Below are 11,829 nucleotides of genomic sequence, written 5' to 3'. Positions count from 1 at the left end.
TTGGCTGGCATACACTATAACTAATGATTGCTTATTTTTTTATATTATACAATCTAGCTGCGTCTCAGCTTATCAGGGCTATCTCCCAAAATAGCTAAAATTTTTACCTTTGATTTGCGGAGAGGTTTCTGAAACTGTAGTTTAACAAAGTTTAATTGACCAAGCGACGGTTCAGCTTTCGGAAAATTGTCAAACAAATCCCACAAATGCCAAGGTAATTTGTGCAAGTTCGGATCTTCGGTGCGAATTAATACCCTAATATCTTCACGATCATTTAATTTCTCTCTGAGTCGCGTATCAATTTCTCTAAACTGTTCTGACTTCAGCCACATATTCATGGCTGCTGCTAGTTGCTGGCCGGATTCCTGGCATTTCTTCAAGGAACTTCTAGTGTCTGCTTCTTTAAGCTTAACTCGCCAAGAGAAAGATTTGGAGCGAGAATTTGTTTTATTACCCGCTCTTACTAGAGAATAAAAGGCTGGAAAAATTCTTTTTTTATGGTTCCGGGAAGGCATTCCCAAAGAGCGATATTTTTGAGACCAATGTTGATTTACTAAAACTGCTAACTCGGGATTTGCAGGTAAAATGCTAGTAATATCAGCCAAGGATTCGCCGTCATCCTCTTTGATTTCCAAGGTAACTCGAAAACCTTGGCTTGGCAAATTGCCATCTAATTTGAGATAAACTAACTTGCTCATAACACTTACCCCCTATGGATAATTGATGATTATGTGAAAAACAATTCACTATGGCTGAAATCACCCAAAGCAACTTTAACGCTAAATTGTTCTCCCTGTTCTGCACTCAACTTGAATAGCAAGCTATCGGTTTTATTTGCTCTCGCTTGCACCAAACTTTTTCCTCGCTCGTCCAACACTATCAATTCTACATCTTCGGGCAACATAATTTCGTTTTCTGCCGGACAAAGTTCTATCAAAATATCAAAATTTCCATGATTGGTTGGCATTATTCCCAGCATTAAATTAACTCTTTCTCCGGGTTGTAATTCTACGGCTTTTATGCGTTTAACCTGAGTAACATCATTAGCAGGATCGCTATTTTCTAAAGTTTGGGTGCTCCTGAAATCAAACTGGAATTTTTGTCTTGATTCAAACACTTTTTCGGCGGCCTCCCAGCCGATGTCGAAAACATTGTGCAACCACTGAATGAGATGTATTGGTTTGAGTTCGTCCAAGTATTCTGGCTGGAGTTCGTCCAGGTATTCTAGCAGGTTTTCGATCGACTCCAACTTGCTAATTGGAACTTTTTCTCGATCGCCCTTTTTGACAAATCCCAGCAACTTCACCTCTTCGAGGGATTGGGCTATCTCCACGGCAACATAACCGATTCTGTCCGATCGCACTTCTGCCGGAATCGAGACAAACTCTTCACCCTCACGTACAGGGCGGCACTCTAGATTGCCAAGATTTTTGACCTCCAAATCCGCAACATCCATGAATTTCTGGATGACAGGATTCCAGATATTGCTGGCAGCCAAATCAGTGTCTATTTCCATACACTGAAAGTAAAAATCCACTGCGTGTACAGCCAAAGCATTTAGATAAACCTGTTTGGCTTTTTTCGGGTCTGTTTGTTGCTGGGAGAGCTTTTGAGCGCTCAGGTGCGCTGCTGGGGCGATCGGCATTGTCAAAACTAAATCAACTTCTGTGTTATTCATGATTACTCCCTGCTTTTGGTACATAATGTTCTACAAGTATTCTTTGAATCTGGGTGTAAATTTCTTTATACACCTCTGATAAAAATTGCTCAAACTAGAAACGTTGACTCCTAATTGATTGGATACATCCTGCCAGTTTTTATCTTCTATAACTTTCTTCACCAACAAAAATTTAAAATTGACGTGCGGGTACTTTTTCATCACTTCGCCTTCAAAAAAACCTCCCGGATCTTCTAGGATGATATCGCTCAAAGCAGCTTCAAGTTGACAAAATTTATTTTGCAATTGTTGCTTTTGTATTTGATTAAAAACTCGATCCATATCTCCACAGTATTCAATAGAAAACTCTTTTTTACCTATAACTTTAGGCGTAGATTCCTGAAAACATTTAAGCATCAAGAAGTTTACCCACTGGCTGACTGTCTTCTCCGGTCGATAGTTGTGAATTTCGCGGCAAATTCGCAACGTCAAGTCCGATTTGGCTTCTGCACAAATTGCCCGATAAATTTCGGGGGTAAATTTTGTATTTCTGGGAGAGTGAACGATTTTATATTTTTCAACCTCCGCCATAAAATTGGTCATAGCTAGTTGTCGCCCTAAAGTTTTAGGTTGGTGATTTTGAGCAGCTATAGCTAGCTGTTTGAGCCGATCGTCAATTTCATCCTTAGTAGGCATCTCTTATTCCAAGGGTACTCAAAAAAATAGTCGGCAAAGCGGATGCAGGTCGCCGGAGATTGGTTAACAAGCCGATCGAGATTGACTGGCGCGCATCCTCCTGCATAGCCCTCTATTTGTCTATCTGTCGGGATCTGGGATTTTTACGCAAAACTTCTGCAAAAGTTACAAAACTTTACATAACTCGCAATTTTTTGGGTGCTGTCAATGGTGGTGGTGCGTCAGGAATCCAGCAGTGCCGACGTTTCATGCAGAAGAGATTAGGCTTGTTGCTACTTACCAGGAAGAGCCTGGTAATGCTTCTGAGGCGAGGAAGGCTTAGAGGATAGAGAGAGGACTGTAGGAGGTGTTTAAGTTATTAAATTTTCGTTCCTAAGCACCCTACAGCAGATGTTTGGGGTTGGTTTTGGGCGATCGAGCGGCAGGGAAGGCGGCACACGCTACGGGAAATATTTGGCATTTGTCTTGAATGCTATAATCGAGCTCGCCAGCACAGGACGATCGCACTCCCAAAAACGCTTATTACACTCCGAAAAAGATGCTGTCGCCAAATGCGCCGTTAATACCACTGCAAAAAAAATGCAGCTTCAGTCAGTGATTCTCAATCGTTGCAAATCAAAAATGGTATAACTGCCCCAAAACCATGCACCAACAATCCCCGCAGCAGCCTCAAAAACACGCGACTCCCAAAAAACTTAAAACAGCTATTTTTTACTGTTTGACAGCAATATTTTTCTGTTGGAGTACCGCGAACCTGCCTACAATTGCCCAAAACCCAGCCCCAGGTGGGCTTAACGGGCAAGAAATGAGAAATTTGCTCGATCGCGGAAACCTCACCGAAGCCGTCACCAGAATCGAACAAGACTGGGAAGAAGACTATCAAAAATACTTGCAACAAGACTTTGGGGCCCGTGAAAAAACCGCCGAAGCAATATCAAAAACCCTCTCCCGTCTAGCAGTTCAAACCAAGAAAAAACCAGCTTTAATTTACGCCATCCCGCGCACAGACCAACTCGAATTAATTTTAATATTGCCCGATCGCCCGCCAATTCTCCGCAGCGTCCCATCCGCCAAACAAGAAATATTGCTGTCAGCAGTCAAAAAATTCAACAGCGAAATCACCAACCCCGCCAAACTCAGCACAACCAGCTATTTAGAAGGAGCCCAACAACTTTATCAATGGATAATTGCACCCCTAGAAACAGATTTGCAAATAGCAAAAATTGAAACCTTGCTGTTTTGCGTTGGCGAAGGTTTGCGAACCGTACCCCTAGCAGCAATGCACGACGGAAAGCAATTTCTGATCCAAAAATACAGCCTCGCCCGCATCCCCGCCTTCAAATTCACCAACACTAACTACGGCAACCTCAAAAACACCCAAGTCTTAGCAATGGGAGCATCTATTTTCTCGGAAACGGCGAACAAACAACCGCTACCTGCAGTCCCGTTAGAATTAAGGACGATCGTCCAAGAGTGGCCAGGTAAATCTTTTCTCAACGAAGATTTTACCCTCGTAAACTTGCAATCGCAGCGCCTGCAACAAAGATACGGCATCATCCACCTCGCAACCCACGCCGAATTCCGCCCCGGAGCTCCCAATAAGTCTTACATTCAATTTTGGGACACCAGACTCGGACTCGATCAAATGAGAGATTTAAAATGGAACAATCCGCCTCTGGAACTGTTAGTATTGAGCGCCTGCAGAACCGCCTTGGGAGACAAAGAAGCAGAACTCGGATTTGCCGGTTTAGCGCTGCAATCGGGAGCAAAATCTGCCCTCGCCAGTTTGTGGTACGTCAGCGATGCGGGAACTTTGGCGCTGATGAGCGAGTTTTACGAGCGCTTAAAAGTCAACAAGCCGAAAGATCCTCCTATTATTAAATCTGAAGCTCTCAGGGAAGCACAAATTGCTGCGATAGAAGGTAAATTAACCATAAATAACGGTCAATTGCAAAGCTCTAGGGGCGAAGTTTTTTTACCTCTGTCTATCCCTAAACTCGACAGCAAAGATTTATCGCATCCTTATTATTGGGCAGCTTTTAATATGATCGGCAGTCCTTGGTAGGTGAGAGAAAGTAACAGGCTTTTGGGCTGGTTTGACAATAAGTTTATTGAAAATATTGTGGGGGGATGCTCTTAGCCAGCCCAAAAAGTTAAATCTTTTGGGCCGCACAGCCGATCGCCGATGAGGCGCGCCCAATGTCTAGACTTTGCCCGATCGGCGATCGCGATCGCCATAATTTTATGCAACTATACCTGTAGAGAAACGGCAAAGCCTGAGTCCGGCGCGGGACTCTACCGAGCGCGCCTCTTGACCGAAACAGATGATAGGCTGTACAACTTGACACTCCGGGCGCGTGAACGCGCGGGGATTCTTGGTTCACTGACACACCTTTAAACTATCCATCCTTTCGGCAATATTTAAACCAAAAACCCGTCCGATTGAACGAAGTTTCGAGTCTAATTTGAATAGCCCCAGAGGGCTTGTCTCCCCAAGCGTTAAGGAATCACTTCCCAGGTTCCCGTATGCCATTGGCGTACATCTAACTACTAAGTTTTTGAGTTTTCTGGTATGGGTGCGCGGTGGCTACCCTAGCTATGTTTTTGTGGTGTTCGCTACCCACGAGATATTATTGTTTTCGAGCCAGTCGTTTTGGATGCTCGCCGTGCTAGCGGTTATTCTACCTGTATCTATCTCTAGTGTACTAGACTTAGGGAAAATACTGTCAAGCCTGAAAAAGTTTTCCAGTATTAAAAGCCGTCCTCAAAGGCTTGCCCTGAGCTTGCCGAAGGGACGGGGGTTTAAACCCAGTTTTCTGATAATGTAATTAAAATATCTGTAGCTGTCGCTCAACCAACCACCACCAACCTGCGACCAATCGAGCGGGACGCTTCCAGGGGGAAACAAATATGAAAAAACTAGAATTTTTACTGCAGAAAGAAGGCGATCGCGCCTGGTTGCCCCTAGAAACCGCCGACGTGGAAATTCTAGAAGGCAAATACCGCGTCGTTGCTCGCATCCAGCACCCCAACACCGACATCGAAATTCGCGTCACCTACACATCCTTCGAGGGAGTAGTCCCGCAGCGGAAAGTCCAAAGCCGATCGGCACGCACCAACCCCGAAGGATTAGTCGTGATCATTCCCTACACCAGACTCAAACCGGGAATGTGGGAACTCTCCTGCTTGCCAGATCCTCGATCGACACCAGCAAAACCTTGGCAGTACGGCGTGCAATTGGAAGTATTGCCCGCAGAATCGGAAACCTCCGAACCCCTACCGCCGACGATCGACACCTCAGAACCTGCCACTATCCCCTCAGACTCACAAATCGCAGCACCGGTCGATCGTCCTGCAACCCAACCCCCAGCCCCACCGCAGCCTCCCAAAATCTACCAATTCCCCAATCCCCAAACCACCCCTCCGCCTCCGCCCCAACCCCCAGTCAAACTCGAACTCGAACTCATACTCGATCGAGAAACCTTCGTCACCCAACTCGGCCGCCCCTTAGTCATTTCCGGCAAAATCGACATTTCCCAACCACCCCAAACAACCAGAAAAAAAGCAACTCTCATCTCTGAATCACAAACAGAAGAACTCAAAAAACTCATCGGTTCAGCAGAAATACAAATCTACCTGCGCGACCCCCAAACCTCAAAAATACTCGCCCAAATCCAGCAGCAGATGCCAGAACAACCTCCCCCCTGCATCTTTGCCTGCGTCACCTACATCCCCAGCGAGTGCAAAAGTCGCCTAATTTTAGGAGAAGCAATACTCAGCAGCGGAGGCGTTCCCCTAGCCACCAAACTATTTACAATAACCGCCCGTTTAGAGCACCTTCTAGAAGTAATCAAAGAAAATTTCATCGAAGAAAAGCATCAAGCCGAACTCTCCCCAACAGCCTCAAAACAGCCTCGGAAGACCACAAATTTATCGTTTCTCAAGCTAGTAGAAAAATCTTTAGAGTCTCCATCCCCGGCCGAAGTCTCAACAAACGAGCCCTTACCGCCTCAACTGAATTCCCGCCCAACCGCAAGTGCCGGCGGTCTAGAATTGCCCGCATTCGGTAACAAACTGCCCGAGGGCAGCCGATCGCAATTGCTCGAAGAAATCTCCAATCCCCGTCAAACAGTCGCCGGGGCGATCGACCCACAAACCAAACCCTCAGACATCCCAACAGCCGCAGAAACGGCCGAAGATCGAGCGATCGACAAAAAACCCGAAAACACCCCGGAACCAGAAACAACAGCCCCAGAAACCCCGCCACCAGCCTCAAAACAGGCATTTCAAACCCTAAACGTCGAGAATAGATTTTGGTCGCGACTGAGTTCCCTAGCCAGCAACGGCGAATCCCCCGAATGGCTCAAAGCAACCACCCTGTCGCCAACTCCAAAAGCCGCCAATAGCAGCGACGCCATAGCCGTAGTGGAAGAAAGCAGCCCAACCCAGCAGCAACGGGCGATCGGGAAAACAATTTCCGAGCCCAAATATATTGGCCCGGAATCCAGAGAATTTGTAGTTTTTGACGAGCCCCCACAGCCGAAACAAGTTGCTCAAAAAACCACAAAACTCGAAGAATCAACTGGGCCAACTCCCTACGTTTTGCCAGAAGACGAGTTAGTACCGATGCCCGTCTTAGAATTGCCGCGCGCCCAAATCCTCGCGGGCCAAGCTGTAACAGTGAAAGTGCAACTACCGGAATTGATGCCCCGGATTTATGTGAAAGTTTGGGTATTCGATCGACAAAGCTACCTGATTCTCGACGGGCCGCGCTGGATTACCGAATTTACACCTAACGGCTTGGGAAATGTCCGATCGAGCATCGAGTTAGAAATTCCCTACGGCTGCATGGAAGTCGAATTTGAGGCGATCGCCGTAGAAATGCAAACTCAGCGAGAAAGTCACAAAATCAGCGTTCACCGCCAAGTTTTGCCCCCAGCCGGCCCCCTTTTGCCCCTGGATGAGTGAACCCTGCATTTATCTCTCTCTTCTCTTTTTCTGTGTTCTCTGCGTTCTCTGCGGTTAAAAAATTCCCAAATCAGTAATCGGTCAGAAATCGTAGTTGGTAGCTAACCCTGATTTGGTATTACTGCAAAAAAATCGGGAAATGGAGGCGAGAAATCTCAGAATATTCCCGGTTTATCGCCCCCCGCGCCCAACTTTTTATCTACTTACCAGCCAACTGCCGAAACTTCTTCTTAAACTTATTCTTGTACACGTAGATCGATCGCTGCAAATCCTCAAATTGCAGCGACATCTCAGCCACCAAACCCCTGCAGTTCCAAACATCCTCCTGATACTTGCGGCAGCAAAAATTCATCGGTTCCGAGTAAACTTGAGATGTTGATAAACTCGGCTTCGGGCCGCACCAGTGAATCACAGTCGCCGAGGCGCGATCGCCTACAGGCCCGCTTGATTCCATCAAAAACCGCTTTTTCACCAAATCCCGGTCAAAATCCGGCACCAAAAACTGCATATTCACATTCTGCACCCGCAGCCGACTTTCCCCGGCCGCCCGGAAAATCATAAAGTTTAAAAAAACCATTTCTCCGTACTTAAATATCCCCGAATTTGCAACCGTAAAATCTAAAATTTCTACGTATTCTTTCTAATTAAAATGCCGCACTTAGCAAAAAAGTACCACTGCAGAAATAATTGGCTCGATATTTCGACCAGCTAAAACTGAGGAAATACTTCTCAACACCAGGAATGTCAAATAAAAGTTTGGAAATATCTGCATCCTAATTTTCCTGACAAGGTTGGTCTACAATCAAATCAGATTTCTTAAAATTACCAAACTTGAGAACATCGCCCCAGACGATGGTATCGGCATCCAAAACCAGGAAGTTTGACCAAGGACTTTCCCAAAAGGCAATCATCTTAGTTTTGCTCCAACCAAAACTTTTTTTCCTGAGAACCTCTTAGGAAACCGTTGTGCGATCGATTACTCGCACGCCGTAGGATTTCTCCAAAGCACTCGCGGAAAACGTACCGTCAATCAACAGACAGATGGGAACATCTCCCAAAAAATACCGGATGCTAGCACAGCAATCCTTAGCAAACAGATAATCTTGGTCGCAGCAGGCAATAATAATACCAAAATCTTCCATAACCACTCATTCTTTTACTAAAATCTCCACCCACAGCGTTTGGTTTTTTTGTTCCGACAGCACTATTTTTGAGTTGTGCATTTTCGCCAGCTTAGCATTAAATTCCTGCGATCGCCCTACGCCAAAAACAGCCATCAAATCGCTATAAAATTTGGGTAGAGTTTGTATCTCAAGCAACACAGCATTCTCGGCGCGATTGGATATTAAGCAACACCAATTGCAGCCGCACTCAGAACACCCAAAAATTGTGTTAAAGTAGTGGTTAATTAAACCGGGCGACAGCTTGTCTCAAACATGACGATCGCCCGCGCGAGTCCCGACTCTTGGGATAGTCAGAAAAGCCAAATTGGTCAAGCCAGAAATTTGGCTTTTCTAGGGTACATCTACGAGTTATGAAAGCCTGCTGGCTCCCAGCAGGCCCGAAAATCGCCCCGCCAAAGGTCGCAGGGTTTAAAGTGAGGTTAAAAAGCTTGACATATTTGGCTCGAAAGCTGTATAAGGGAGGCGACAAGCAGCCCCGATCCTATCCTGATAACTGTCTATTAAGTCTGGCGTAACCGAAGACTCAGGGTAGCAGTCAGTTTGAGGCAGATTGTGGCCGAACCCGCACCACCAATTATCGATCGCAGCTACAGCAATTAAAGCAAGTCTGGCGATCGAGAGATGGGATGAACTCCTTGGGGCGTAGGGAGTCTGCCCGGATCGCACGCACCCCGTGCGATGGGAGTGAGGACAAGATGGCTTGTCAAACCTCCATACGCTGCATAAGACCAACATCATTCAAAAATGGTAGAGGCAGCGGCGGTTGAAACGGGAAGCCCAGACTGTATGCTTCGCATAGCGTGTGGGTACGTCGCCCGGTGATGGTATAATCAACCGTAATGTAATGTGGACTTGACCAGAATTGATGCCCTTGCCGTAGAAAAGCCCAGCCCCTACGTTCAAGCGGAAACTAGACACCCCAACTGTGAGTCAGCAGCTATGGAGAGGTTCTATTATATTGGCAGTTATTCTTAGCAGACAAGCAACCACAAAAATTACAAGTTGGGAATTCTCGATCGAGTTGAATAGAGTGTGAAGGTGTGAGGAAAATGAACAGAACTTTTTGGAATTTACTGCTAGTATCCCCCGCTATTCTGGGGCTATCATCAGTTGTCAGTACCGCAGCCCTAGCAGCCGAAGCGACCGCAACCGCTGAAGCCAACCAGCTAGCCACAGCAAAGTTATCCGAATCAAAAATTGCAGCATCAGTTGCAGAATTAGTTGCAGAACCAGTTGCAGCAGCCCCTGCCGCCCCAGAAAAGCTGGCTTTAAACAGCATCGTTCCGGCGGCCCAAACCCCGATCGCCAACTCGGACGACGCACAAAAACAGCCGGAAAAACTGGCAAAAATTGAACCAGAAACCAGCGCAGCAGCACTGCAAACAGCAGAAAGCGGCATCGACTCAGCAGCCCCAATCGCAATCGCCCCCGCCACCACAGCGGCAGCGACTGAACCCGTGGCTGCAGCGAACACAGCCCAACCGTCGCCCCAAGCATCAGACTTGGCAGTGCAAAGCACCCCCACAGACACGGCTGCAAAAATTGAAGAACCGGCTGCCGCCGCTCTCCCCCCAGCTACTGTCCCAGCTACTAAGGTAGAAATTGCTCAGACAGTACCCGGAGGAATGGGCGGCCCGATCGTCCCAGCAACACCCCAAGCCCTGCCGGCACAACAGTCAGGAACCATGTCCCAGGTGACATCGGTCTCTCAACTATCCGACGTAAGGCCGACAGACTGGGCATTCCAAGCCCTGCAATCCCTAGTCGAACGCTACGGTTGTATCGCAGGCTATCCCGACGGCACCTACCGCGGTAACCGCGCCCTGACTCGCTACGAATTTGCAGCCGGCGTCAACGCCTGCTTAGACCAAGTAACCAAACTAATTAGCTCGTCAACAGGTACCTTCGTCACCAAAGACGACTTAGCCATCCTGCAACGCCTGCAAGAAGAATTTGCAGCCGAACTCGCTACCCTGCGCGGACGAGTAGATGGCCTAGAAGCTCGCACCGCAGAACTAGAAGCTAACCAGTTCTCCACCACAACCAAACTCTCAGGAGAAGCCATTTTTCTCGCCAGCGACACCTTCGGAGATGGTGTTGGGCTGCGGGACGACAAAACGGCCACCAACCTCGGCTACCGGGTGCGGTTGAACTTCAACACCAGCTTCAGCGGTCGAGACTTGCTCAGAACCCGCTTGCAAGCTAGAAACATCGCCAACTACGGTACAGCCAACACCGCCGGTACGAACATGGCTCGCCTCGCCATTGACGGCGAAGACGGCAACCAATTCTCCCTCGATCAAGTGTGGTATCGCTTTCCGGTAGGCAACGCTACAGTATGGTTGGGCCCGAAAGGACTGAGGCTCGATGACGTTGCCGAGCTGACTGCTCCCTTGGAAAGTAGCGGCAACGGTGCTCTATCCAGGTTTGGACGTTACAACCCGGCAGTGTTCCGCGGCCCCGAAGGAGCAGGCGCTGCTATCAAATACAACTTGGGCCCAGTGAAAGCCACAGTTGCCTATCTTGCCTCCGACGGCGACTCTCCCAACCCAGCCGACGGCCGGGGCGTTTTCAACGGTTCTTTCAGCGCTTTGGGTCAGCTAAACTTCTCTCTGGGCAAAGTTATTGACATTGGCGCAACTTACACCCGGAAATACAATCGGGGTGGTGATGTTGGCATCATGGGCGGTACTGGCAGTTCCTTGGCTAACCGCCCCTTCGGTCAAACATCCACCGCATCAGATAACTTTGGCGTACAACTTAACTTAAAACCCAGCCGCGGCTTCCAGCTTGGCGGTTGGTACGGTTACACCAAGGCTCACCAAGAACGGGGCGCAGACAATGACGCTACTGTTCAGAACGGTGCTGTTTTCTTGGCGCTGCCAGATTTTGGTAAACCTGGAAACCTCCTCGGTTTTATCGCCGGCATCCCGCCAAAAGTTACTGAAAGCGATGTCGCCAGAGACCGCGACACCTCTTATCACTTGGAGGGTTTCTATCGCTTCCAAGTTAATGACTTTATTGCGGTGACACCGGGCGTTTACGTGATTCTGAATCCCGAAAACAACAGAAATAATGACGATATCTGGGTAGGAGTCCTGCGGACAACCTTTAGTTTCTAAGGTTTCCTGATATCTAGTTAAAACTAAAAGCGGCAGGCGACTGCCGCTTTTAGTTATTGGTCAGTTGGTAGTTGTCAGTTGTCAGTTGTTACAGCACTTCCGGATGTTATGAGGTACAGTAGCACCAATTAGTAAACCAGTTTTTAAGATGTTTCGGATTAATTAAGTCAAGAGCCACAGCAATTATCGTATCAACCATTTT

The 11,829-nt window shown here is 47.6% G+C and carries 12 protein-coding genes; 3 read left to right on the top strand and 9 right to left on the bottom strand.

The genetic code is table 11. The annotated features are described in order from the left end of the window. Positions 1–53: 53 nt before the first annotated feature. The 3 genes from QT998_RS27025 to QT998_RS27015 are packed head-to-tail and all read right to left on the bottom strand — an operon-like array spanning position 54 to position 2,353. Positions 54–698 (bottom strand): hypothetical protein, encoded by a 645-nt coding sequence (locus tag QT998_RS27025; RefSeq protein ID WP_333118873.1) that lies wholly within the window; start codon positions 696–698, stop codon positions 54–56. A gap of 29 nt (positions 699–727) precedes the next feature. Further along, on the bottom strand, positions 728–1,678 hold the full coding sequence (locus tag QT998_RS27020; protein WP_333118874.1) for a DUF1822 family protein: 951 nt from the start codon (positions 1,676–1,678) through the stop codon (positions 728–730). Positions 1,679–1,708: 30 nt separating this feature from the next. Then, the gene (locus QT998_RS27015; protein WP_333118875.1) at positions 1,709–2,353 is read right to left on the bottom strand and encodes a hypothetical protein; all 645 of its coding nucleotides are present in this window, start codon (positions 2,351–2,353) and stop codon (positions 1,709–1,711) included. Between the two features lie 643 nt (positions 2,354–2,996). On the opposite strand from QT998_RS27015, the gene QT998_RS27010 reads away from it, so the two are divergent. Further along, a complete protein-coding gene (locus tag QT998_RS27010; RefSeq protein ID WP_333118878.1) occupies positions 2,997–4,418 on the top strand; it encodes a CHAT domain-containing protein in 1,422 nt (473 codons plus the stop codon). Positions 4,419–4,506: 88 nt separating this feature from the next. Here QT998_RS27010 and QT998_RS27005 read toward each other — a convergent pair whose 3' ends face one another. Continuing rightward, positions 4,507–4,737 (bottom strand): hypothetical protein, encoded by a 231-nt coding sequence (locus tag QT998_RS27005; protein ID WP_333089847.1) that lies wholly within the window; start codon positions 4,735–4,737, stop codon positions 4,507–4,509. Between the two features lie 526 nt (positions 4,738–5,263). Between QT998_RS27005 and QT998_RS27000 the strand changes: the two genes are divergently transcribed. Beyond that, positions 5,264–7,321 carry a hypothetical protein gene (locus QT998_RS27000; RefSeq protein ID WP_333118880.1) on the top strand — a complete coding sequence of 686 codons (2,058 nt, stop codon included), beginning with the start codon at positions 5,264–5,266 and terminating at the stop codon, positions 7,319–7,321. Positions 7,322–7,520: 199 nt separating this feature from the next. On the opposite strand, the gene QT998_RS26995 is transcribed toward QT998_RS27000, so the two are convergent. From QT998_RS26995 to QT998_RS26975, 5 genes are all read right to left on the bottom strand, one after another. Then, positions 7,521–7,898 carry a hypothetical protein gene (locus QT998_RS26995; protein ID WP_333089844.1) on the bottom strand — a complete coding sequence of 126 codons (378 nt, stop codon included), beginning with the start codon at positions 7,896–7,898 and terminating at the stop codon, positions 7,521–7,523. A gap of 196 nt (positions 7,899–8,094) precedes the next feature. Next, a complete protein-coding gene (locus QT998_RS26990; protein WP_333089842.1) occupies positions 8,095–8,232 on the bottom strand; it encodes a hypothetical protein in 138 nt (45 codons plus the stop codon). 42 nt (positions 8,233–8,274) lie between these two features. Then, entirely contained in the window at positions 8,275–8,463 is a 189-nt protein-coding gene (locus QT998_RS26985; protein WP_333089841.1) for a hypothetical protein, read from the bottom strand. 6 nt (positions 8,464–8,469) lie between these two features. Then, positions 8,470–8,643 (bottom strand): hypothetical protein, encoded by a 174-nt coding sequence (locus tag QT998_RS26980; protein ID WP_333089839.1) that lies wholly within the window; start codon positions 8,641–8,643, stop codon positions 8,470–8,472. A 270-nt stretch (positions 8,644–8,913) separates the two neighbouring features. Next, positions 8,914–9,243 carry a hypothetical protein gene (locus tag QT998_RS26975; RefSeq protein ID WP_333118882.1) on the bottom strand — a complete coding sequence of 110 codons (330 nt, stop codon included), beginning with the start codon at positions 9,241–9,243 and terminating at the stop codon, positions 8,914–8,916. Positions 9,244–9,554: 311 nt separating this feature from the next. Here QT998_RS26975 and QT998_RS26970 point away from each other — a divergent pair, with 311 nt between their 5' ends. Next, a complete protein-coding gene (locus tag QT998_RS26970; protein ID WP_333118883.1) occupies positions 9,555–11,627 on the top strand; it encodes an iron uptake porin in 2,073 nt (690 codons plus the stop codon). Positions 11,628–11,829 lie beyond the last annotated feature (202 nt).

Origin of the sequence: Microcoleus sp. S1D4 (assembly GCF_036700765.1) — a bacterium.
Classification (GTDB): Bacteria; Cyanobacteriota; Cyanobacteriia; order Cyanobacteriales; family Microcoleaceae; genus Microcoleus.
This window is presented reverse-complemented; position numbering and strand designations above follow the sequence as displayed.

Bases quoted from the DNA above. Each gene is read 5' to 3' on its own strand.
- QT998_RS27020 (WP_333118874.1), bottom strand. From the start codon at position 1,678: ATGAATAACACAGAAGTTGATTTAGTTTTGACAATGCCGATCGCCCCA.
- QT998_RS26990 (WP_333089842.1), bottom strand. From the start codon at position 8,232: ATGATTGCCTTTTGGGAAAGTCCTTGGTCAAACTTCCTGGTTTTGGAT.
- QT998_RS26970 (WP_333118883.1), top strand. From the start codon at position 9,555: ATGAACAGAACTTTTTGGAATTTACTGCTAGTATCCCCCGCTATTCTG.
- QT998_RS27010 (WP_333118878.1), top strand. From the start codon at position 2,997: ATGCACCAACAATCCCCGCAGCAGCCTCAAAAACACGCGACTCCCAAA.
- QT998_RS27025 (WP_333118873.1), bottom strand. From the start codon at position 698: ATGAGCAAGTTAGTTTATCTCAAATTAGATGGCAATTTGCCAAGCCAA.
- QT998_RS26985 (WP_333089841.1), bottom strand. From the start codon at position 8,463: ATGGAAGATTTTGGTATTATTATTGCCTGCTGCGACCAAGATTATCTG.
- QT998_RS26995 (WP_333089844.1), bottom strand. From the start codon at position 7,898: ATGGTTTTTTTAAACTTTATGATTTTCCGGGCGGCCGGGGAAAGTCGG.
- QT998_RS27015 (WP_333118875.1), bottom strand. From the start codon at position 2,353: ATGCCTACTAAGGATGAAATTGACGATCGGCTCAAACAGCTAGCTATA.
- QT998_RS26975 (WP_333118882.1), bottom strand. From the start codon at position 9,243: ATGATGTTGGTCTTATGCAGCGTATGGAGGTTTGACAAGCCATCTTGT.
- QT998_RS27000 (WP_333118880.1), top strand. From the start codon at position 5,264: ATGAAAAAACTAGAATTTTTACTGCAGAAAGAAGGCGATCGCGCCTGG.